This is a genomic window from Arthrobacter sp. AQ5-05 (assembly GCF_003287975.1).
Classification (GTDB): domain Bacteria; phylum Actinomycetota; class Actinomycetes; order Actinomycetales; family Micrococcaceae; genus Paeniglutamicibacter.
Window position 1 is genome coordinate 1 of the sequence record NZ_QMKQ01000043.1, and the last position, 21,976, is coordinate 21,976.

The following is a 21,976-nucleotide window of genomic DNA, read 5'->3' on the forward strand; positions in this document are numbered from 1 at the left end:
GCGCTCTTCATCGCTGAGTTGTGGGGTTCGCATAGCCCAAAATTAACACTGTCGCAGGATACAGGACAGGATTAACGCGCCGGGATCAATCTTTTTTCGGAACCGCTTTTGAACTATGACCGCCATACCAGGAAATCCCGCAGCGGACGTAGTCCGTGAAAACCATGGCGTTGGTGAGGGGTCGCTCCATTAAGCTGTCCAGCGCCAAGGCCAGGGCGTGCCAGAGAGCGGAGCGGCGGGCGGGGTCGGTGACGGGGCTGATCAAGACAAGTTCCGAAACCAGCTGGCATCGTCTTCTCGTGGCTGGGGTAGTGGCAATGCCCTGGGCACGGCCTTCCGGTATCTCCGGTGGGTGCACCGGATCGTCGGTTTTCCGGGAATTCTCCGCGGGCCAACGTCATTATCCTTTACTTCCTTCACACGGTGCAGGAAGGCGGAAAGCACCAACCGCCCCGATGAAAGGGAGCTTTGCCCAGGTCTGGAAACCTGCTGGCACGATCCGTTCACGACCTGTCAACCGCCGCGTGGTTTGGCGGATCCCCCATGGGGGCGGTGGGCTTGAACGGTGCAACGTCGGAAGCCAAGGACGCCACGGAAAGGACCCGGCTCTCCAGCCTGGGCTGGAAGAAATGGGCACCGGTCCAAGCCGGTGCCTTCGCGGCGCACTTGGCTTCCTTGGGGCCCATCCTTTGGGAGAACAAGGGTCGCTACGCGGCGCAGCACGGCGTGATGTCCGCAACCTGGATCAAGACCGCGGTGACTGTGGCCGGAGCCGGCGCCACGTTGTACGCGGCCGTCCTGGGAAAGAAAGTGGATGAGCTGTCCTAGGAAGGGGCCCGCGGAGCCACCGAGCCGGGTGCCGGCACCTCTGCGGAACTGGCGAAGGCCCAGAAGCAGCTGCAGCTGCTGCAGTGGCTGCTACCGGGTTTCGCGGCCGCGGGCATTGTGCTCGGGGCCCATCACGGGGAGATGCAGCGGCCCAAAAATGTCACGCTCGGTCTCGTGAAGCGTTCCTAAGCGGATTATCTCGGTCGCCGGCAGACCCCGCAGGCGCCTCCAAGGCGGATACGGGTGCCAACTCGATCTGACTTCCCGGACAGCACAGCCATGCGGTGGAGGCCAAACCGGGGGCTTTGGCCAGCCAGGAACCGAGCGGCAGGAAACATGAAGAGAAAGATGACCGAGGCCTTCCGTCCCAGAAGCCGCGTGCAACCGGCACGCGCGGTTGCACGCGGCCCGGGCGAAACAAACGGCAAACCGCTCGTGCCCGGGCATCTGTTGCCGCCCTTGGGCACCCGAAGTGGTGTCCCCAGGATGATGGGGGCATTTTCCAAAGCCTTGGCGGCTGCGGAGCACCGACGCCGGCTGGCCACTTCCTGGCTGCTGGACTACCTGTACGCAGGGTACTGGCAAGTCCGGGCAATCCTCCGGCCCGGGTGCGATCGTTCCCTGCTGAACGAGACCGTGCCGCACGCCGCACCCATCGTGCTCATACCGGGGATCTGGGAGACCTGGCAGTTGCTGCTTCCGGTGGCCAAGCACCTGCACCGCGCCGGCCACCCGGTGCACGCCATCAGCGGCATCGGCTACAACAGGGGAACGATACCGGCCATGTCCGCCTTGGTGGCCGCTTTCCTGGACGAAGCCGACCTCCACGATGTCATCCTGCTCGCCCACAGCAAGGGCGGGCTGATTGGAAAACACTTGATGAGTACCTCGTCGGAAGCTTTCCGCGTCAAGCGAATGATCGCCATCAGCACGCCGTTCTCTGGGTCGGTGTACGCGCGGTTCGCTCCGGTCCGCAGCCTTCGCGCATTCACCCCGAAGGACGGCGACCTGCTCAAGCTTGCGACAAGGCTGAAGGCGAATGCCAAGATCGTCTCGATCTACAGCGTCTTCGATCCCCATATTCCCTGGGGCAGCCACCTGGAAGGCCCTCTCCGCCAGACTCGTTAGAGACCGCCTCTTGAACGAGAATGGAGGCTGAAGGCAGGAGGGAAACCACGCCATGACCACAACACCAGCAGCCGGAACCGGACAGCCCGGACCCGAGGACGCACCCGGACGGAACCACCCGGACCAGGGCCAGGGGCCGCGCACCAACCGATCGGCACGCCGGACTTTCACCACCGAGTTCAAGCGCGCGATCGTGCAGGAATACGATGCGGCACCGAACGGCACCAAGGGCGCGATCCTGCGCCGCGAACGGCTCTACGACTCACACATCCAGGAATGGCGCGCAGCCTTCCGGGCCGGGGCCCTCGAGAGGAAGCCGGCAGCGCCCCGCGGCCGGCCCAAGGCAACGGCCGAGCAGTCCGAGATCGCCCGGCTGGCCAAGGAGCTTGCCGCCGAACGGGCCGCCCACGAGCGGACCCGCGGGCAGCTGGCGTCCTCGGACGCCGCCCTGGACGTCCTGGGAAAAGGAGTCGCGTTCTTGGAAGCTCTCTCGTCGAAGAACGCGCAATCAGCCGCACCGGCCACCAAGCCTGGCAGGCCCGGACCGTCGAGGAACTGACCGTGCACCTCGGGGTGGTGAGGTCCTGCACACTGGCGGGCCGCTCCCGGGCCACCCACCACCGCCAAGCCAGCCCCAAGCCCCGGATGCACGGGCCCTGGCCCAAGGCGCAGCACCCGGCCGAGCTCTCGGATGCCGAGCGGGCCGGGGTCCTGGCCATGCTCAACCGCCAGGAGTACGCGAACCTCTCACCCACCCAGGTCTACGCCCGGGAGCTGGACGAAGGACGCTATTGGTGCTCGCTGCGGACCATGTACCGGGTGCTGAAGGACGCCGGCCTGGGCGGGGAGCGCCGCCGGCAGGCCACCCACCCGCCGCGGGCGATCCCCGAGCTGATGGCCACCAAACCATGCGACGTATGGTCGTGTTATGCCGAGGTTGTGGTTATGCCGATACCGGTGTCGGCGGCCTGGGTTCCGGCGGCGCCCGGGGCCGTCTTATCGGCATAATCATCGGCGCGTGTTCGACTTGTTTCCCATCAATTCAGGAGACAAGGAAACGACATCATGGAGCTTGTTGGCACATCGAGCCGGGAGCATTCCGCTGCCCCGTTGGAAACGTACATTGAAGGATTCGAGACTGAGCTGATCCGGCTGGGATTCACAGCCTTCTCGATGCGGGGCCAGCTGAGCCTCATGAGGCACCTGAGCCGCTGGCTCCAATCCAGGGGCCTGCTGGTGGAAAACCTGACGGTGGAAGCCATCGAAATGTTCCTCGTTGAGCGGCGGGCATCGCATGCCACGCTCTTCAGCCGCCGGGCCCTGAAACCGCTGCTGAAGTGGCTGGCCGCCTCGGGAAGAATCGCCGTGGAGGTGGCTTCGCCGCGGCAGATCCAGGATCCGCCCGTGCTGATCTGGTTCGAGGAATACCTGCGTGATGAGCGGCGGCTGAAGGAGATCTCCGTCCAGGCGCAGGTGTCCCGGGCACGCCGATTCCTCAACGGCTACACCCCGGCGGAAGGCCTCCGCGCCCTGAGCGCGGCTGATGTCGTTCGGGCGTTGCTGGACGAGGGCGAGGGCAGGAAACCCGTTTCGGTGAAGAAATTCGGCTACGTGTTGCGTTCGTTTCTGCGCTTCTGCGTCCTGGTCGGAGAGCTGGATCGCGACCTGACCGGCGCGACCCTGGTGGTGCGGTTGCCACAGCCCTCGCTGCTGCCAATTGGCGTGAGCCCGGGCCAGATCCAGTCCCTGCTGGATGCCTGCGATCGGAACACTGCGGTGGGGAAACGCGACTATGCGATGGTCCTCCTGCTCGCGCGGTTGGGGTTGCGCGCCGGTGAAGTCGCGGGGCTGCGCCTGGAGGACATCGACTGGCACCACGGCGAATTCATGGTCCAAGGCAAGGGGTCCAAGGACGAACGGCTGCCCCTGCCCGACGAAGTCGGCGCGGCAATCGCTGATTACCTGCTCCATGCCCGCCCGGCTGCACCGGATCTGCGCGAGGCGTTCAGCACGGTCAAGGCGCCGTGGCGCGGGCTCAGCTCTCCGGCCGTCTGGGCAATCGTCGTGCGCGCGTGCAAGCGTGCCGGGATGCAGCCCTTCGGAGCGCACCGGCTGCGCCATTCCCTGGGTGAGGCCATGGTCAGAGCCGAGGTGCCACTGGCCGCGATCGGGCAGGTGCTGCGCCATAACGACCCGGTCACCACCGCAAATTATGCCCGCGTCGATGTGACCCGGCTGCGCACCTTGGCCCAGCCATGGGCCGCCGAGGGGAGCCTGTCATGAACGGGTGGGAGGAACACGTGGCCGACTACCTGCGGCTCCGTCGCCAACTCGGTTCCCACCTGGCAGAGGACGAACGGCTGTTGGGCCGGTACACGACCGACTTGGCCGCCAGCGGCAGCCCGAGCATCACCACCGCTAATGCCGTCTCGTGGGCGCAGGCCTCCTTCAGTGGAACGGGCAACCCCGTGGCTCGTGCGGCCAGGCGGCTCAGGGCCGTGCGGGGTTTTGCCACCTATATGCACGCGGTGGACCCCGCCCACCAGATCCCGCCCCAGGGGATCTTCGCCCACCCCGTCCACCGGACGGCACCGTACATTTACACCAGCGCCGAGACCTCCGCGCTGATCGAGGCCGCGGGGCATCTCGGCCACGGGATCCGGGCACGCACCTATCCCACGTTGTTTGGGCTGCTGGCTGCCACCGGGCTCAGGGTCGGTGAAGCGCTGGGCCTGGACCGTGACGATGTCGACCTTGAAGCCGGGATATTAACGGTTAGCAGCGGCAAATCTCGCCACCAGCGACTGGTGCCGCTGCATGGGAGCACCACCGCGGCATTGGGCCGGTACTCGTCGTGGCGTGATGGGCATGAGCAGCAGAGATACGCCGGCGGTGCATCGTTTTTCATCAACCGTGACGGCGACCGGCTTCCCTATCACAACGTCCTGATGGCGTTCCGGCAGGCAGCCGGCGCAGCCGGGATACAAACCCATCGGCTGCATCCCCGGATGCATGACCTGAGACATGCCTTCGCCGTAAATGCCCTGCTGGGTTGGTACCGCGAGGGGGCTGACGTCGCGGCCATGATGCCCGCGCTCTCAACGTATTTGGGGCACAGCGACCCGGCCAACACCTATTGGTATCTCAGCGCGGTCCCCGAACTGTTGGCCCATGCCTCGGCCCGGCTGGCTGCCGGCGCCGCCACTGCGGAAGGGCAGGAAAAGCCATGACCAGTTTCGCCCCTTTGCTGCAGTCTTTCTTCACCGATCGGTTGATGACCCAGCGCCAGGCCAGTCCGAACACGATCGCCTCCTACCGGGACACCTTCAAGCTGCTGCTTGGCCACGTTCAGGAGCAGACGGGCAAGACGCCCTCGGCCATGGCGATCAGTGACCTGGATGCGGGCACCATCACCGGGTTCCTCACCCTTTTGGAGACGGTCCGGGGAAACAGCGTGCGGACCCGCAACGCCCGCCTGGCGGCCATCCATTCGCTGTTCGCCTACGCCGCACTGCGCCACCCCGAGCAGGCGGCGGTGATCCAGCGGGTCCTGGCAATTCCGACCGCGCGAATCCAACGCAACATCGTCTCCTGGCTCGACCACAACGAGGCCGATGCGTTGCTGGCCGCCTGCAACCAAGGCACCAGGACCGGCCGCCGTGACCATGCACTCTTCAGCCTGGCGATCCAGACTGGGCTACGCGTCGGCGAACTGATCGGCCTGAACATCGCGGACATCCACACCGGAACCGGGCCGCACGTCCATTGCCTGGGCAAGGGCCGCAAGGAACGACGGACACCATTGCTCCCGGCGGTCCTGGAGATCCTGGGCAGCTGGATCGCGGAACGCGGCGGCACCGCCGAGGACCCGCTGTTCACGACCACAACCGGGCGCCGACTCAGCCGGGACGCGATCGAACAGCGTCTGCGCGTCGCGGTGGCCACCGCTGCGGCATCACGCCCGTCGTTGAACGGCAAGCGGGTCACCGCCCACACGATGCGTCACACGGCTGCGATGAGGCTGCTCCAATCCGGGGTCGACACCACGGTCATCGCGCTCTGGCTGGGCCACGAGCAGGTTTCAACGACGAATATCTACATCCATGCAGACATGACCCTCAAGGAGAACGCCATCGCGAAGGTCGCCCCGTCCGCGGTCGCCGCCCTGGGCCGCTACCAGCCCACGGACGCCGTCATTGCGTTCCTCGAGGCGCTCTGATTATGCCGATAAGACGGCCCCGGTCGCCGCCGGAACCCGGGCCGCCGACACCGATATCGGCATAACCACAACCTCGGCATAACAGCTCCTATGCCGATATCGGCATAGGTCGTGGGACATAACCAAAATGCGTGGTCCGGCGAAGGGAATCTGGTACCACGCCTACGTGGTCCTGGACATCTTCTCCCGCTACGTCGTGGGGTGGCGGGTTGAAAAGATCGAGGACGGCCAGCTGGCCGCCGACCTGGTCCAGGAGATCGTGGCGGAGAACGGAGGGCAGCAGCCCGGGTACCTGCATGCCGACGGCGGGGCCGCGATGACGTCCAAGGCCCTGGCCTCGATGCTGGTCGACATGGACATCACCCGGTCCCACTCGCGGCCCCGCACCTCGAATGACAATCCGTTTTCGGAAGCCCAGTTCAAGACCATGAAATACACCTCCGACTACCCGGAACGGTTCGCCTCGGTGAACGAGGCGCGGGCCTGGATGGAGGGATTCACCGCCTACTACAACCACGAGCACCGGCACTCCGGCATCGGATACCACACCCCGGCCAGCGTGCACTACGGCACGGCCGAGGCCGTGCGCGACCAGCGCCAGGCCACCCTGGACAGGGCCTACCGAAGACATCCCGAGCGCTTTGCACGCCGCCCGGCCGCGCCCCCGCTGCCGCTGAAGGCCGCGATCAACGACCCGGCCAAAAGGGCCGAGCCTTCGATCCATTAACGACCACGACCACGTCTCATTTGATTTGACAAATTCCGAGGGGCCATCGACATCCGGCTCGCCACGGCGGGGCATTTTCGTCTTTTGGGGGATGTGCGTCTGCTGCGCGCCGTTGATGACCATCTGGGAAATTGAGCAAAGGCCACAACGTCCGCGCACGTCCCCGCTCCGACCCCTGCACCGTGTCCAAGCCTTCCTGGGCCCTTCCCTCCTCGGGCTAGATCACGCCAATGAATTCCGCCGAATCACGCATCGATTTCTTCTCACGCCAGGTACTGCCCAGCCGCACCTCCATGGCCCTGACTTCCGGAGAATCTCGTTCCTCACCGTCCCCTACTGCGGGTGAATGACCAAGCCGACTCCCCCTGTTCCCTTCGGGGTTCCGGACCAATCGCGCAGAGGTAGCACGTAAACGTCCCGGCAGAATTGGGGTGGTGCGGGCAATCGCGACCGGGGCAATAACCTGGTCCTCGGCGCAGCCGCCCCGGACGCCTGCCGGAAAGTAGTTGAGCCGCAACTCTCCGCGCTGGGTTGATCCCACGACGAACCTGCCAGGGATAACCTGTGCGATGGTGCGTTCGTACGGATGCCCAGCAGCTGGCTGACCTTGAGCCCACCGTGGAGAACCCGACGGGAATGAGGCGTACGGCTTGGCCGGCGTCTTGATTCCTCCCAACCCAGATATCTGCGGTTGCTGCTTCGACCGATGCGCCGTCCCCAGAGCACGGGGCCGTGATCTCAAACCAACCGGCTACGCCGTTGCCCGGTGCGATCGGGGCGCCCAACGAGCTCCGGGGCAGGTCGAGGCCGAGGGCCGGGACCTGTGAGCCGAGGCCCAAGTGCCAGTGCCAGTGCCAGTGCCAGTGCCAGAAATTCTCTGCCCGTTGCCTTGCTACCCAAAACGGTCGGGCGAAGAACTGCCAAAGGGTGCCGAGCGCCGGAGCGGACGGCGCGCGGCATCCTGCAGTCCCGCGCTTAGACCCAGGGCTGTGGCTTTAGCCCGTGGGCGCCGGCGTATTCCGGCAGCCCCGGAGAGACCCAGTCTCCCAGCACCTCGTCGGCGATCTTGTAGACCTCGACGCCGATGGGGCGGCACACCTCAACGGGGTCGTGGGCGCCGTCGCCCCACATGGGAAGGGAAAGGTCCCCACCCGGGCATGTGGACAGGGCCATCAACAGGTCCTGTTCGGCGAAGACCTCGAAGTAGTCGCCGACCCTGGCCGGGCAGGACTTCATGAAGTACTGGTCCCTGTCGTTCAACCCGGTGCATTGGAAGACGTTCAACACATCATGGACGTCGAACTCTGTAAGCCCGAACGGCAGCACGGCCCGGGTCAGGTTCGAGTGGCAGTGGTAATCGAAGTCCTCGCCGGTGAGCATGCGGTTCACGTATGGATCGCAGCGGGTTCCCAGCGTGTCGTGGACACGGCCACCGTCGCCATCCACGCCGTAGTCTTCCAACGTGTCGGCGGTGATGGTCGCCAACGGGCGCAGGTAGGGAAGGTTTGACCAGAGCCGGTCATAGGTGGTGACGTGGGCGGCCTGGAGCTGGCGGGTTCGCGCTGCCCAGAAGCGCTCGCGCGGGTTGTTGAAATTCCAGATATTCAAATCGCCCACCTGGGGTCCGTCCACGGTCAGCAAGCGGCAGGCGTGTCCAGCGGGGACTTTCCAGGCCTTGCCGGAGCGGATCGGGATTTCAAAGGAATCCACCAGGGTGCGCGAGTCCAGCGAGCGGGCGATGGAGCCATAGAATTCCCTGTCCACCTCCAGGGCTGGCCCCTTGTAGGCTGCGTCGGTCAGGGAGGCCGTGATCGGGTCGTTCATGATGTCCTTTCGGGGTTTTCGGGCTTCAGCCGGGCGCGCGTGGCCGCGCGAACACCGTCAATGATTTGGGCTTCCGACTCGTTGAGGTAGTCGATAAGTTGTGTGGTGGCCTCGTCGCGGCGGCCGGAGAGGATCAGGTCCGCAATGTCCCGGTCCCTGCCCACCCAGGAAACCTGGAATGCGCTTTCATCCGGCATCACGGCGAAGGCCAGGCGGAGTTGCGCGGCCAGGTTGTTGAAGAATCCGTCCACCCGCTCCGAGCGCACCAACTTCACGATGCACTGGTGGAATGCCAGGCTCGAAGTGCCCACCTTGTTCCAGTCCCCTGCGCCCACGTAGCGTTCGCTCAACGACGCTGCCCGGTCCAACTCGGACAAGAGTTCGTCCGAGGCCGTGGAGCTTTGGGCGACTGCGCCGGTCTCGATCAGGCGTCGTGCCGTATAGATGTCGTGGATGTCCGCCACGGAGAGGATGCGCACGGAACTTCCCGCATTGCGTACGGAAACCACCAGTCCGTCCGTGGTGAGCAGACGCAAGGCGTCCCGCACGGTGTTCCGCGAGACGCCGTATTCCTCGGCCAGGGGCTGGTCCAGCAATCGGGACCCGGGAAGCAGGAATCCTTCGGTGATCTTTTGACGCAAGGACGCCTGGACGGTCTCCGCGGCAGGGAGTTCCAAGGCGGCGGCTGCAGTTGACGTGGTCATTGGCACAGAATACCAGTGTTGAACAATCTGAAGTCAATAACTCTCGTGACCGAAGGTCAAAAATGCCAAATTCCGCTAGATCGTTGTCATCTTGGGCTAATTTTTCGCCCTTTCGCACTTGGACGTTGACAGGATTGTTCAACGATCTGTACCTTCGTCACATGACTTGGACCACATTCCTGCGTTCCGCCCGCAGAGTTCTACTGTTGGTGGCGGCCGCCCTATGCATTGCATCCCTGCCCCTGGGCGCAGCCCAGGCCTCGGCCGGAAACGACGGAACGCTCCGGGTGGGGTCGGACCTGACCTACCCGCCCTACACGTACATGAAAGACGGGGAGGCCTCCGGTTTCGACCCAGACTTCATGCGGGCAATGGCGGGGGAAATGAACACGACGCCGGAGTTCATGGACACCCGGTTTGAACAGCTTGTCACGGGACTGAAGTCGGACCACTTCGACGTCATTGCCTCCGCCCTCTACTTGACGCCCGAACGGGCCCGGCAGGTGGACTACATTCCCTACTTCACCACGGGCAATTCGATAGTCATGCCCGCCTCGGCAACCCCGGCCACGGACGCCACGGGGCTGTGCGGGATGTCGGTGGCAGTCATCAAGGGTGGCGAGGTCGCGACCCAGCTGCGCGACACCGCCAGCGCCGAATGCACCTCCGCCAGCAAGGAACCCATCGACGTCCGAGACTTCACCGCCGATGCCGAAGGCACCCAGGCCCTGCTCTCCGGCCAGGTCGATGCGCAGGTGACCGACGCCGCCGTGGCAAAGACCGCGGTCGACAGCGCCTCCGGAAAGATCACCATCACCAGCACGGACCTGCTCTTCCCCGTGCCGGTCGGTCTCGCCGTGGCCAAGGGCAACGCCGAGCTGGAGAAGCAACTGCGCGACGGGCTTGAGGCGATGAAGTCCAATGGCAGTTACCAAGCGCTCTTGGCCAAGTACAACCTCACCGAGCCCGACGAGGCCCAGATCGCCAAGGCCCTGGGCAACGCAGACGGATCCACCCAAAATGCCGACGAGGCAAAGTCCTCCTTCGGTTTTGACCTGGGCTACTTCCTGAGCTTGTTCGCCCAGAAGGACTTTTGGATGGCGACCCTGACCGTCATCGGACTTTCAGCCCTGGCGTGGGGCATCTCGGTGGTGCTCGGCATGGCGGTGGCGCTGGGCCGGCAGTCGCGCCAGGCGTGGCTGCGCAAGGTGCTCGATGTCTACGTCTGGTTCTTCCGCTCCCTGCCGCTGCTGGTCTTGCTGATCTTCGTGTACAACGTCCCGCAAGTCATTCCCGAGCTGCGTCCCATCGTCGGTTCCCCGTTCATGGCTGGCCTGATCGCCTTGGTGCTCTCCGAGACCGCGTACATCTCCGAGATCCACCGCGGCGGGCTCTCGGCCGTGGCCGGAGGCCAAGGCGAGGCAGCACGCGCGCTGGGCATCCCGTGGGGAGGCGTGCAACGGCACATCGTGATCCCGCAGGCCTTCCGTGTGGCCCTTCCGGCCCTGGGCAACCAGCTGGTCACCATCATCAAGCTCACCTCGCTGGTCTCCGCAATCTCCTTGACCGAGATCCTGCTGGTCGGCCAGCGCCTGTACACACAGAACTTCAAGGTCCTGGAAACCCTAGCCGCGGTGGCCATGTACTACGTCCTGCTGGTGACGGTGTTCGACCAGGCCCTAAAGTACTACGAACGGCGCTTGGATTTCCGACGCCGCGGGCTCAATGTCAGCCTCGCAGCCAAGGCCACAACCGACACCGGTGAACTTCCGGTTCCGTCCCGCCGTGTCTCCACGCCGCACTACGGCGAGGTCGTCATCGAGGCCGTGGCCGAGCGCAAGTCCTTCGGTTCCACCGAGGTCCTCAAGGGCGTGGACCTCAAGGTGCACAGGGGCGAGGTCGTGGCCGTGATCGGCCCGTCCGGTTCCGGCAAGACCACCATGATCCGCACCCTCAACGCCATGGAGTCGATCGATTCAGGCGACGTGCTCTACCGCGGGGCGCCGGTGGGCTACCAGCTCACCGCCTCCGGGGTGCACAAGCCGGTATCCGACAAGGAACTGGCCCGCACCCGCGAGCGCATCGGCATGGTGTTCCAGCAGTTCAACCTGTTCCCGCACAAGACCGTCCTGGAAAACGTCACCTTCGCACCCACCCACCGGGGCCGGCTCTCCCAGGCCGAGGTCAAGGCCAACGCCATTCTCCAGTTGCGCAAGGTCGGCATGGAGGCGCACGCCGACAAGTACCCGCACCAGCTCTCTGGCGGCCAGCAACAGCGAGTGGCCATCGCCCGCGCGTTGGCGATGTCCCCGGACGTCATGCTCTTCGACGAACCCACCTCCGCGCTCGACCCGGAATTGGTCGACGAAGTCCTCCAGGTCATGAGCGAGCTCGCGTCCGAGGGATTGACCATGGTGGTGGTCACCCACGAGATGCGTTTCGCCCGCGAGGTGGCCGATTGGGTCGTCTTCATGGACCAAGGCGTGGTGGTCGAGGAAGGTCCCGCGTCCGAGATCTTCGACAACCCGCAGCACGAGCGGACCCAGCGCTTCCTCACGCGCGTCATGGCAACCGCTTAAATAGCCGGCCGAAGCGCAACACGCAACCTTCCAGGCTTCGTGCCTCCGGAATACACTCCGGTGGCACGAACCCTGTCTGTGGGCCCGCTGACCGCCACGTTGCCCGCTGTCGGGGGCTACATCGGACCGGGGAGAGACTGCATGGTGGTCGGGTTGCCGGCCGGAGACCTGGATCGGCCCGCACTGGTCCATGAGTCGGCAGCCGGATGCGCGTTCCCGGGAGACCTGCGCAGCAGTTGATCCCTGCATTAAGCGTGCCGAACCGGGAACATGCCGCCCTCCATACTGCGGCTCCGGGCACCGGTTCACTCCGGGGCCCGGAGCAGAGGATCCAGTGGCTTTCGGTTCGGTGCGGGTCTGGACGTGGTCGATTCCCGACCACAACTCCGAGACGTTGGAACATCTGGGGCAATGTCCGTTGAGCGGATTGTTCGCGAGGTCTACCCCCTGCGACCTCAAAGTGGCACAGGCAGCTCAGCAGATCGTGATGCGGAACGAAAATGGCAACGCCAGAAACTTCGTCCATCACGTTGGCGGTGTGAGGGAGTTCGGTCAATGTCTAGACAATCCGTTGCACCACTCCCGACACCCTTTGTGCAACGGACGCCGGCGGCATGGCGCGGGCACGAAAAACTACAGCAAAGGACCAGTGGCACGCAATGAAGCCCTCGAGGGATGCCCCGGTGTCCGCATGCGGGCACCGGAAGATCTGGAGGTTGGAGGGACTGCGCCGAACTCCCCCGGCTCCGCGCCTGTGTACCGTGTTGCTGGAAAAAGAGATGGAACAACACGAAAAGGAACCCGGTGGCAGAACTGAAAGATCCGAAGATGCCCAAGGACGTGCAGGAAAGGGGGGCCACGGTCATCGGGATCACCGATGAATTCTGCCTGTTGCACCTGGATGCGAAGTACGCCCAGCTGTGCCGCAACGTGGTGGGCAAGCTCGCGCGCAAGCGCCCCTCCCCGCTGCTGCGCGGGGACCTGCGGATCTGGGCCGGCGGGGTCATCTACGCACTGGCATCGAATAACTTCCTGTTTGACCCCTCGCAGCCGATGCACCTGGGCGCGCAGCAATTGGGCGATTTGATGGGCGTCAAAAAGGCCACCATGTCCAACAAGGGCACCATGGTGCGCAACCTGTTGAAGATCGGCATGATGGATCCAGAATTCACGCATCCGGATCTGATGGACAAAAACCCACCCGCCTGGACGCTGCTCATCGACGGGCTGCCGATCGACGTTCGCTTGCTCCCTGTCGAGTTCCAGCGCCGGGCGTTCGACTTGGGCCTGATTCCGTACATACCCGGCGAGGAATCCACCGATGAGTAGGAATCCACTGAGCCTGCGCGATCTACTCACCTCCTTGGGGCAGCGGTTGGAGCAGCTAAGCCTTCCGGAACTGCAGCGGGCGCTACACACCCATGCGGCCGGCATCCCCGCCGAGGAACGCCGCACCTTCCTGGACATCTTCCTGTCCCCCGGCAGCGACTCCGAAGGGCATCTTCCTGCGGTGCAGCTCCTGCCGGCGACCCGGGATCTGACGTGGCCGGTGGACTCCGACCCGCTGCTGGCCGAGATCGACGACTTCGCCGAGCGCGTTGCAGCAGGCGACTTCTTCGAGGGCTTCGGCTGGGACCACGACATCCACGATGAACGCTCCTATTGAAACGAATCCTGGACCTATGAGATCGCGGACTATTTCCATGCAGCGCACGAAGCGTTCAGCACCGGCAACCTAGGTCTGGCCCGGGCTGCCTACCGCAAGGTATTCGACGCACTGGAGCTCGACGACGAGGTCGGAACCTTCTCCGGACAGGAACCGGCGGTGGTGATGCTGGATGCCAACCTCCATGAGTCCATGAGCCAATTCCTGCGCGCCGTCTACGAAACCAGCGCGCCCGAAGAACGTGCCGGCGAACTGCTCAGGCAATGGATGAGGCTCCCGCTGCCGGGTGAGGAACCGGGCCTGCAAGGCATCCGCGACTGCGCGCCGGAGGATCTTCCCGACCTCGATGGCTTCCTGCCGTTGTGGGCCGAGGCGCTATCCGACGGTGACCGCGGCAACAAACTGGTCCGCACGTTGCTGATTGAAGCCGCCGTGATGTCCGGAGGCCTTGGCAGCCTCGGTGAGTTGGCCCGCGAGCCCGGCCCGGGCCAGGGCAGCCTGTACCTGGCATGGATCCAGGCAATGCGCTCCGCCGGTGACGACTCGCGGGCTGCCGATGCCGCGCGGGAGGCGCTGGCTGCTGAAGCAATCGGCTCCTACAATAGGGCAGCCATCGCCGAGGAGCTGGCCGAGCTCAGCGCGCCCGATGCCGAGGCGGTCCTTGAAGCCAGGCACCTGGCATGGCGCAGCCGACCCGATGCGAACCGCCTGCTGGTGCTGCATCATGCCGCCGCGCAGCTGGGCGACCCGGCGCGGGTCATGGCCGAAGAACTGACGTAAGCCGAATCCGGCGAGCAAACCGAGGTCTTGGGAGGCCCGCTGTTCAGCTGCCTGTTGTTGCTCTCCGGCGAGGTGGAACGTGCCACGAGGCTGTTGTCGCTGCCACCGATCCAGCGTGAGAGGGAGGTCTCCGGCTCGATCCTCGTTCCTTATCTGCTGGTTTCCGCGTCCAAGGCGCTTGACGGTGCCGAGCACGCGAGCATCTGGGCAAGCAGCTACCTGATTACGGTCAATTGGAGCGCCTCGATGTACGAGCGGTTTGGCACACCGGACAAAGAGGGAATTCCGACTCTCGCCGAACTGTTCGCGTCACGGATTGGCACCGAAGCACCGGATCCCGCGGCCTTGGAATCCCGGATCGAGGCGGCGCTGGGCCAGCTTGGCCGCGACGTCGATGCGATCGTGACGGACAATCGCCGCGGCGAATACCCGAAGGCGACCGAATGGCTGGCCCACGGTGCACGGGCGCTGTCGCTGGCCCGCGGTGACAAAATGCCGGAGAATCCTGGTTCCGGGACTGGTCCACCCGCTACCCGTGACACGTTGCTTTTCGCAGGGAGCTGGAGGAGGTCTGGCCCGGCGCGGCGTCCACGACGTGAGCCATTTCTTCATCGACGACGCTACAACACCTAGGAGAATCCGGGCCAGCCGGTGGCGAACCCACGGAAGCGTTTCTACCGTCGTTTCGAGGAAGGTAGGGAGCTGGCGAGCGACGCGCGCCGCGGTCGAGACAGCGTTGGGAGAGTTCCGCGAAAACCCTTTGCAAGGTTACTTGTGTCAAGTAACCTTGCGTGTATGGAGTTTGAGCCGACCATTCTCGACAGTGCTCACCGGCATGGCGTCACGGATGCGGCAACGTTCCACGCGCTCCGTTTCCCTGTCCGGCATTTCGTGCAAGACGACTCGATGGCCAGGTTCATCGGGCCCGATGCGACCGGCCCCCTTGTCGAGGCAGGGGTGGTCGAATGGCATGGTGTCATTGCCATCGCCCACGCCATGCGTCCGGCCCGATCCAAATACTTGAGGTGATTGACCATGACTCGACGTTCCATCGAAGAAATCAAGGCCCGCGCCGACGAGCTCGCCGACGCCTTCGAAAACTACGATCCGAAGCCGGGTGACCAGGACGCCCCGGTGCCACCGGTGTTGGCCGTCAAGCTCGCCGCCTGGCGGCGCGACACCGCCGAACAGGAACTCGCCGAAGCCGTGCTTGCTGCCCGTGAACAGCGGATGTCGTGGCGCGAAGTCGGCGAAGCGATCGGCACCAGCGGCGAGGCCGCACGCCAACGCTACGGCGCCAGCACGTAATCTTTCCGCCACCCCATCAAGGAAACTCACGTTCCATGGCTTGAGGACACCGGGATGTGCTTGCCCGGCACGCACTTTGTGGCGGACGCTGGTCGCATAGATCGGGCTGGAGGCTCACGGAAAGGGACGGTTTCGCGCGGTGAACTCCTCGAGGAAGGTTCCCGGGACAAGTAGTCTGGAAGATTATCGCGCCACTGCACTCGCGGACGTGAATACGCTGACCGGCATCTCTCGCCGCAACTTCCACGTGATGGCGATGGGCTTGGAGCCTTGGTGCTTGACGTAGTCGACTGCGCCCAAACAGATGAAAGGCCTGACCATCCCGTCACTGTCCTTGGCAGCATCACGGGTGAAGAGCAGGATGTGTGACTCGTGATCTTCACTGTTCAAGTACCGCTGGCCGGTCGGGCTCGTGGGACTTGTTGCGTTTTGCGATTCCCAATGGAAGAGGCGTGAACTGATCGCATAGTCCTTGTACAGCGTGTTCGGGTTATGGACTGCCTCATCCTTATCCAGCGTCACGAACAGCGCATCGGTGCTCGCCTGCGGGCACCAGGCCACTCCTTCACGGTGGTTGACGCCCTTGCCCTGCTCCAGGGAACCGTACTCGAGGGCTGCGAGAACTTCGGACCGCCAGTAGGTGGCGTGCGAGTACAACGGGATCTGTTGCAGGCCGAGCGGCAGCCCCTTTGGCGCATGCGAACTGCGAGCCACACCTCGGGCAAACGCTGCTCGCAATTCCTCGACAAGATATCCGTTCGCGCGAATCCGGTCCAGCCCTACATCATAGGAATCGTAGCCATTGCCGTTGTCCCAGAACGTGAAGAACAGCATGCGGGCAAAGGTCTGCTCACGTTGATCCAGGTCCGCGTATCGGGGGGCAGCCTTGGAAAGCAGGTCGGAATACGCATCGGCTCGTTCGGCGTCGTCAACGTGGAGGAAGCGTGTGACCCGTTTGAGCAATTCGCGTTCCTCGTTTTGTTGATCATCCTCGATGGCGGCCAGGCCTTCTTCCCAGGGCGAGCGCGAGGAGATCAGGCCAGCACGGCGCATGAGATCCGTCCAAGAATCCCCCGTTCTGCGGTAGATGTCCTTGACGTCCCGGCCTGATTCTTCAAGATAATCATCGAGTCCGCGCAACCCATGGGCCTTGATTTCACGAACCAAAGCCGGTTTGTTCAGCTTGAGCTGGTCACGGACGTTCTCCAGCACAATGGTTCGTGCCACCCGGTCAAGCATCAGCTGGCAACCCGACGGCAGCCCGGGTGCGCCGTCATCAATGATGCGCTCCAGCTTCTTGCGCGAGACATCCAACAAGGCACGGTACTTGACGTCGAAGCGGAACTCCCGGCGTTGCTGGCCAATGAAATCCAGCACCGTGAGCACGGCTTTGTCGTCGGCCCGACGCAGCCCACGCCCAAGTTGCTGCAGGAATATGGTCGAGCTCTGTGTGGGACGCAGCAGCAGGATCGTATCGATCTCCGGTACATCAAGGCCCTCGTTGAAGAGGTCTACTGCAAAGACGCAATTCAGTTCGCGGGCACGCAACTTGGCCAGCGCGCCCTCGCGTTCCTCAGTACTTGAATTTCCCGACACCGCCACCGAGGGGATTCCGGCCTCGTTGAAGACCTTGGCCATGTAGTGTGCGTGCTGGACCGAAACGCAAAAGCCCAGTGCGCGCATCGTTGAGGTGCTGAGCACCTTGTCTCGAAGTTCGTTGATGATCTTCAGTGCGCGGATGTCGTTGCCGGTGTACACGTTGCTGAGCTGCTCCAGATCATAGGACCCTCGCTTCCATTCGATGGCTCTAAGGTCGACGTCGTCCGCCACACCGAAGTAGTGGAAGGGCACCAACAGGTCCGCGTCCAGGGCATCCCACAGACGCAGCTCCGAGGCAATCTTGCCTTCAAAGTAGGTGTCGGCAACATTGATGCCGTCGCCGCGTTCGGGTGTAGCGGTGAGACCCAGAAGTTCCATGGGCTTCAGGTGCTCAATGAGCCGGCGATACGAGATTGCCTCGGCATGGTGGAACTCATCGATCACTACGATGTCAAACGCCCGTGGGTCGATCTTCGACAGTCCGAGCGCAGCCAGGGATTGGACGCTGGCGAACACATGTTTCCAGGTCTTCGGCTTCTGCCCGTCCACGAACATCTCTCCAAAGGAGCCCTTGCCCAGGACCTTGCGATAGGTCATCAGTGATTGCTCGAGGATTTCCTTGCGGTGCGCCACGAACAAGAGCGTGAGTTTCCGGCCCGCAGCTTCGCACAGTCGCTTGTAGTCGAGTGCCGCCAGGACGGTCTTGCCGGTACCCGTCGCGGCAACGACCAGGTTTCGATGCTCGTTGCGATTTGTACGGGCAGCTTCGAGTTCTTCCAGCATTTCTTTCTGGTGCAGCAACGGCAGAACTTCAAGCCCGGTGGATCCCAGCATGCGCTCCGCCGTTGTTCCGCCCGCGCGCTTCAGGGCCGCATCCAACCGTTCGGCGTCGGTGTCGGGGTCGTAGGGAACGAAGGCGTCGTCTTCCCAGTAGCTGTCGAAGGTCAGCGCAAACTTCTGCAGGAGACCTGGTGTTGCCACACCCGAGAGCCGGACGTTCCATTCGAGCCCGTCAAGCAGCGCCGGTCGGCTTAAGTTGGAGCTTCCGACATAAGCGGTATCGAACCCGGAATTGCGGTGGAACATCCAGGCCTTGGCATGAAGCCTGGTCGCGTTGGTCTCGTAGTTGATGCGGACCTCGGCACCGAATCGACGGACCAGCTCATCGATGGCGTGGCGCTGGGTGGCGCCCATATAGGTGGTGGTGATGACCCGCATCGGAATGCCATAGTCCTTAAGTGACTCCAGAGAATCGGAAAGCAGACGAAGACCCTCCCACTTGATGAAGGCGCACAGCAGATCGACGCGGTCGGCCGATGACAGTTCGGCCCGCAGCTCCGCGGCAAGTTGTGGATCTTCCCGGCCATTCGTAAGCAGGGCAGCCGCGCTCAACGCGGTCTGCGGCCGTTTGAACGAGCGTGTACGAACGCCGTTATCGCGTTGCAACTCCAGGAGTTTCTGGGGCCCTGGCAGTACGTCTTCGGTGCGTCCCAGAAGGCCAAGAACCTGGTTGGACAGAACGATCATCTGGTCAGGTTCAAGCTCACCCAACCTTTCCTCAATGGCTTGCGTGAGAAAGCGAGCCAATTCACCCGGGGCGTTCTCGGCATCTACCGACACCACTGACTGGTTGTAACCGGAAATCAGCTGAAGCCGGCCAGCCAAGTGATCGGTAATCAAGCTTTCGAAGATTCCTTCACCCAAGTCGATCGCGCTATTCTGCCCAGGTATCTCCATCTTGCCAGGCTACTCGAAATGGATATCCGTTTCAGTACCCAACAGCAGATGACGAGCAAATCAACCTATCGAAGCCTCCAACTCTCACCCCTGCGCTGATTATCGGTGAAACTGTCCTGCGCAAATTGTGCCACTGAGAGTCTTCGTGGAACCAATCTGAGATTCTAGTTCGTGCGTCATGATCAACGTGCGCGGGCCCTCCCCTCGGGTACTTGAAGCAATGGATTCTTGATTGGGTATCTCTCACCGATGGCTCACGGCGTCATCTGAAAGCCAAACCCGACGTCAAAACACGTCTCTGATCCTTCAAGCACCACTCCCGCGTCTTAGCGGAGCCGGACCGAAGACTGGATCAGTCGGATCGGCGCTTCTTGCCGGGGCGCGGAGGCAACTAGGGGAGCATCAAGTGACAGCGGGCCGCGCACGGCAGCGCCTTGGCGGACCCATCTCCTTATAGAGCTCCGTATTTGCACGGGCATGGTCCATACGAGTGTTGGGCAGGTCTTCATGGAAATAGATTGCCTCGACGGGGCAAACGGGTTCGCGGCCCCGCCGTCGATGTACCCGTCCGGGTCAATAGAGAAGGAACGTTCCCCTTGGTGTATGGGCAGGCCACGAGACAGGCTTCGACTCGCGCGCGGTAAGCAGGACTGAGCTGGTCAAGTTCTTGAAACAGTTCGCCTGATTTCCTTCCCTGGCTCAGACCGCAGGCACGGAACCTAGGGTGGACCGGTAGCGCCCCAGGTCGGCCAGCGGGCTGACCCCGTCGTTCTTCGTGTGCGGCCTGCGCCGGTTGCACCAGCCTCTATGTACCCCATGACGGAGGAAAGTTCCATCATCGCGAACACACCAACGTCGAGGCATTCACCAACGAGCTCGGAGACTATATCCTGTGCCACTCGAGCGCATCTCGTTAACGCTCGAGTGCTTGAGCTCGATTCAATATCGGGTCTATGCACTCGCTGCGCAGACCCTTACCAACCGAGTCCACTTTTCGGGCTCCAGCTCAGGGTCACAGGTGGTTCTTGTGTATGCATTGTCGGGTGGCTACTTGCCGCCACCCAGCTCCGCGCACGCGTGCGCATCTGAAACCGAGGCGACCTGCACCTTGTCCATGATCGCCGAGGTCTCGGCGGAACTAGGCGTGGTTGCTTTCGAACCGGCCACGAAGTCATGGAACTCCGCGTATACAGCCTGGTTCGGACTGGCGACCTCTCCGAGACGCTTGTACGAGCCCAACAGCTCTTCAGGCGTCTGCTCGGCCGCGGCGCCGTTGCTGACACCCGCATTCATGGTGGCCAGTACGTCGCAGAACTGCGTCGAAACGGTGGTCTCGGCCGTGGGCAGATCCGTGGCCTGCGGCTCGAGCTCATCCGGTGTCGTCTGCGTGAAGCCGCTCTGAGCCTTGCTGTCGAAGACGGAGAACTCCGAGGTGGGTGAAGCGGCAGCAGCCACAATCATCACCGCGATGAACCCCACGCCAGTCAGCGTCCCCAGGTAGCCCAGGATCAGCCCCGCCAGCGCGAGGCCCCGGCCCCTTTCGCCGGTCTTCTTGATCTCCGACAGGGCCATGTGACCCATGACGATGGCGAGCACCGACATGAAGAACGCGCTGATGAAGGAGATCAGCGAGAACAGGTTGTACTTCGGCTCGGGCTGATATGGCATCGGTGGCGTGTTCGGATACGGATTGTGCGCCGACGGAGGGAGAGACGGAGTGACGGTGGTCGGTGTGGTTTCGTTCATGGAGTGAAATGCTCGATTCATGGGTTTGACTTGGGTTGTTTCAGTAAGTCTATGCCATCTAGAAACTTTCAAAGATACAAATCGGTTAATCGAAAAAGAGCATGTACACGGGGTCCCGGCACAGCATGGACCGGGGATTTCCGGGACCAACGACAGCCACTCGCTCTTTCCCCTGAAATGAGATGCTTCGCGCCGGTGTGCTCGGCGCACTCGGGGCTGAAGTACACGCGCTTTTTCGTTACCTCGGCCCATCCCACCACGTGCCCGATCGACCGCCACAGAGCCAAGGGGAACCGACTCCCGACCACCGGCAAAAGACACACGGCCAGACCGAAAAGGCAGCTTCAGGGGACGGCAACATGATCGATAACGGAAAGGCCCTCTGGCCGCGCCTGCTGCCATTCCCGGGCAAGGGGGAACCCCCAGAGCCCGCAGATGGCGCATCCCGGCAGCATCTGCCGGTCCGCGGAGACCTGGCGGCCACCGGACCTCGACAAGTTTCCTCGCCACGGCGCATCCCTGGGTTCCAGGAACCGAACACCCAGAGCGTCGAGGACACTGTCCGGGCATCTCTGTATGCGAGACGAGTCGATGTATCGCGCGCCACCCTGCGGAAATTCCATGAAGATCCACTGCCACGCGGCCCGCACCTCTGCCAGTATTCGACCTCGACATCAATCAACGGCACGCCCAATCGTGTACCCGCAAGCCGATCCTTTGCTGAGACTCTGGGGTATCCGCTGAGCGGCACGTGCCTGACATAACGTTTGGTGTGGGCTTCGGCGCTCTTTGGTGGTCTGGCGTGCCCGGTCTCTGTCGCTGGCTCCCGGTGGCGAGAATGCTCGTGACAGCTTCGATGGCATCGTCGGTGATGGCATAACCAGTTTCTGACCGTCACTAAATTTGGGGATCTCGGGATATTTTAGGAATATTTGGCGGTTGAACGAAAAGTCCTCTAAGTCGCCGAAAATTCGTGTTAAAAAAACTTGATATTCTGGGGATAAGTAACTAGTCAGGGGGTCGGTACGGCGTGTTGTCGCGGTTTTACGGGGTGCCGGGTGGATCCTGAAGGTGTTCGCAGGCAGTTAGGCACCACCTGAAGGTTGGCGGGTTCTCATGTCCGAGGCATCC

At 63.2% G+C, this 21,976-nt stretch carries 17 protein-coding genes and 2 pseudogenes; 15 read left to right on the forward strand and 4 right to left on the reverse strand.

Annotation, left to right across the window (positions count from 1 at the left end):
* The first annotated feature begins 468 nt into the window (after nt 1–468).
* The 8 genes and pseudogenes from DQ353_RS19955 to DQ353_RS19990 all read left to right on the forward strand — a co-directional run.
* Nucleotides 469–1,017: pseudogene (locus DQ353_RS19955) on the forward strand (hypothetical protein).
* A gap of 147 nt (nt 1,018–1,164) precedes the next feature.
* Entirely contained in the window at nt 1,165–1,956 is a 792-nt protein-coding gene (locus DQ353_RS19960) for an esterase/lipase family protein (protein WP_146755354.1), read from the forward strand.
* 52 nt (nt 1,957–2,008) lie between these two features.
* Complete coding sequence (locus DQ353_RS22060; protein ID WP_220094075.1) at nt 2,009–2,515, forward strand: transposase; 507 nt, start codon at nt 2,009–2,011, stop codon at nt 2,513–2,515.
* A gap of 2 nt (nt 2,516–2,517) precedes the next feature.
* The gene (locus tag DQ353_RS19970; RefSeq protein WP_113764933.1) at nt 2,518–2,964 is read left to right on the forward strand and encodes a helix-turn-helix domain-containing protein; all 447 of its coding nucleotides are present in this window, start codon (nt 2,518–2,520) and stop codon (nt 2,962–2,964) included.
* Between the two features lie 57 nt (nt 2,965–3,021).
* Nucleotides 3,022–4,239 carry a tyrosine-type recombinase/integrase gene (locus DQ353_RS19975; RefSeq protein WP_113764934.1) on the forward strand — a complete coding sequence of 406 codons (1,218 nt, stop codon included), beginning with the start codon at nt 3,022–3,024 and terminating at the stop codon, nt 4,237–4,239.
* Nucleotides 4,236–5,186, forward strand: coding sequence for a tyrosine-type recombinase/integrase (locus DQ353_RS19980; protein WP_181578526.1), 951 nt, complete (start codon nt 4,236–4,238; stop codon nt 5,184–5,186). The genes DQ353_RS19975 and DQ353_RS19980 overlap by 4 nt, the downstream gene beginning before the upstream one ends.
* Nucleotides 5,183–6,175, forward strand: coding sequence for a tyrosine-type recombinase/integrase (locus DQ353_RS19985; protein WP_113764936.1), 993 nt, complete (start codon nt 5,183–5,185; stop codon nt 6,173–6,175). Before DQ353_RS19980 ends, DQ353_RS19985 begins: the two co-directional genes overlap by 4 nt.
* A 112-nt stretch (nt 6,176–6,287) precedes the next feature.
* Nucleotides 6,288–6,902 (forward strand): annotated as a pseudogene (locus DQ353_RS19990) (transposase); the annotation flags it as partial.
* 975 nt (nt 6,903–7,877) lie between these two features.
* On the opposite strand, the gene DQ353_RS20000 reads toward DQ353_RS19990, so the two are convergent.
* Together DQ353_RS20000 and DQ353_RS20005 are read right to left on the reverse strand one after the other, a co-directional pair.
* A complete protein-coding gene (locus tag DQ353_RS20000) occupies nt 7,878–8,726 on the reverse strand; it encodes an urea carboxylase-associated family protein (RefSeq protein ID WP_113764939.1) in 849 nt (282 codons plus the stop codon).
* Complete coding sequence (locus DQ353_RS20005) at nt 8,723–9,430, reverse strand: GntR family transcriptional regulator (RefSeq protein WP_113764940.1); 708 nt, start codon at nt 9,428–9,430, stop codon at nt 8,723–8,725. Before DQ353_RS20005 ends, DQ353_RS20000 begins: the two co-directional genes overlap by 4 nt.
* 161 nt (nt 9,431–9,591) lie before the next feature.
* Between DQ353_RS20005 and DQ353_RS22770 the strand changes: the two genes are divergently transcribed.
* The 7 genes from DQ353_RS22770 to DQ353_RS20040 all read left to right on the forward strand — a co-directional run bounded on the left by DQ353_RS22770 (nt 9,592) and on the right by DQ353_RS20040 (nt 15,763).
* On the forward strand, nt 9,592–12,009 hold the full coding sequence (locus tag DQ353_RS22770) for an ABC transporter permease subunit (protein WP_181578527.1): 2,418 nt from the start codon (nt 9,592–9,594) through the stop codon (nt 12,007–12,009).
* 804 nt (nt 12,010–12,813) lie between these two features.
* A complete protein-coding gene (locus DQ353_RS20015; RefSeq protein WP_113764942.1) occupies nt 12,814–13,338 on the forward strand; it encodes a DUF6398 domain-containing protein in 525 nt (174 codons plus the stop codon).
* Nucleotides 13,331–13,675, forward strand: a complete 345-nt coding sequence (locus DQ353_RS20020; protein ID WP_146755355.1) for a hypothetical protein — start codon at nt 13,331–13,333, stop codon at nt 13,673–13,675. Before DQ353_RS20015 ends, DQ353_RS20020 begins: the two co-directional genes overlap by 8 nt.
* Nucleotides 13,676–13,867: 192 nt before the next feature.
* Nucleotides 13,868–14,455 (forward strand): hypothetical protein, encoded by a 588-nt coding sequence (locus tag DQ353_RS20025; RefSeq protein WP_220094076.1) that lies wholly within the window; start codon nt 13,868–13,870, stop codon nt 14,453–14,455.
* A gap of 27 nt (nt 14,456–14,482) precedes the next feature.
* On the forward strand, nt 14,483–15,088 hold the full coding sequence (locus DQ353_RS20030; protein WP_113764945.1) for a hypothetical protein: 606 nt from the start codon (nt 14,483–14,485) through the stop codon (nt 15,086–15,088).
* A gap of 162 nt (nt 15,089–15,250) precedes the next feature.
* Nucleotides 15,251–15,484 (forward strand): hypothetical protein, encoded by a 234-nt coding sequence (locus DQ353_RS20035; RefSeq protein WP_113764946.1) that lies wholly within the window; start codon nt 15,251–15,253, stop codon nt 15,482–15,484.
* 6 nt (nt 15,485–15,490) lie between these two features.
* Complete coding sequence (locus tag DQ353_RS20040; RefSeq protein ID WP_113764950.1) at nt 15,491–15,763, forward strand: hypothetical protein; 273 nt, start codon at nt 15,491–15,493, stop codon at nt 15,761–15,763.
* Nucleotides 15,764–15,946: 183 nt separating this feature from the next.
* Here DQ353_RS20040 and DQ353_RS20045 read toward each other — a convergent pair whose 3' ends face one another.
* Together DQ353_RS20045 and DQ353_RS20055 are read right to left on the reverse strand one after the other, a co-directional pair.
* The gene (locus DQ353_RS20045; RefSeq protein WP_502696416.1) at nt 15,947–19,042 is read right to left on the reverse strand and encodes a DEAD/DEAH box helicase; all 3,096 of its coding nucleotides are present in this window, start codon (nt 19,040–19,042) and stop codon (nt 15,947–15,949) included.
* Nucleotides 19,043–20,146: 1,104 nt separating this feature from the next.
* Nucleotides 20,147–20,845, reverse strand: coding sequence for a DUF4190 domain-containing protein (locus DQ353_RS20055; protein ID WP_220094078.1), 699 nt, complete (start codon nt 20,843–20,845; stop codon nt 20,147–20,149).
* Nucleotides 20,846–21,976 lie beyond the last annotated feature (1,131 nt).

Coding starts and splice junctions, on each gene's coding strand:
- DQ353_RS19985 (WP_113764936.1), top strand. CDS start 5,183: ATGACCAGTTTCGCCCCTTTGCTGCAGTCTTTCTTCACCGATCGGTTG.
- DQ353_RS20020 (WP_146755355.1), top strand. CDS start 13,331: ATGAGTAGGAATCCACTGAGCCTGCGCGATCTACTCACCTCCTTGGGG.
- DQ353_RS20040 (WP_113764950.1), top strand. CDS start 15,491: ATGACTCGACGTTCCATCGAAGAAATCAAGGCCCGCGCCGACGAGCTC.
- DQ353_RS22060 (WP_220094075.1), top strand. CDS start 2,009: ATGACCACAACACCAGCAGCCGGAACCGGACAGCCCGGACCCGAGGAC.
- DQ353_RS22770 (WP_181578527.1), top strand. CDS start 9,592: ATGACTTGGACCACATTCCTGCGTTCCGCCCGCAGAGTTCTACTGTTG.
- DQ353_RS20035 (WP_113764946.1), top strand. CDS start 15,251: ATGGAGTTTGAGCCGACCATTCTCGACAGTGCTCACCGGCATGGCGTC.
- DQ353_RS20055 (WP_220094078.1), bottom strand. CDS start 20,845: ATGAACGAAACCACACCGACCACCGTCACTCCGTCTCTCCCTCCGTCG.
- DQ353_RS19960 (WP_146755354.1), top strand. CDS start 1,165: ATGAAGAGAAAGATGACCGAGGCCTTCCGTCCCAGAAGCCGCGTGCAA.
- DQ353_RS20005 (WP_113764940.1), bottom strand. CDS start 9,430: ATGACCACGTCAACTGCAGCCGCCGCCTTGGAACTCCCTGCCGCGGAG.
- DQ353_RS19975 (WP_113764934.1), top strand. CDS start 3,022: ATGGAGCTTGTTGGCACATCGAGCCGGGAGCATTCCGCTGCCCCGTTG.
- DQ353_RS19980 (WP_181578526.1), top strand. CDS start 4,236: ATGAACGGGTGGGAGGAACACGTGGCCGACTACCTGCGGCTCCGTCGC.
- DQ353_RS20025 (WP_220094076.1), top strand. CDS start 13,868: ATGAGCCAATTCCTGCGCGCCGTCTACGAAACCAGCGCGCCCGAAGAA.
- DQ353_RS20000 (WP_113764939.1), bottom strand. CDS start 8,726: ATGAACGACCCGATCACGGCCTCCCTGACCGACGCAGCCTACAAGGGG.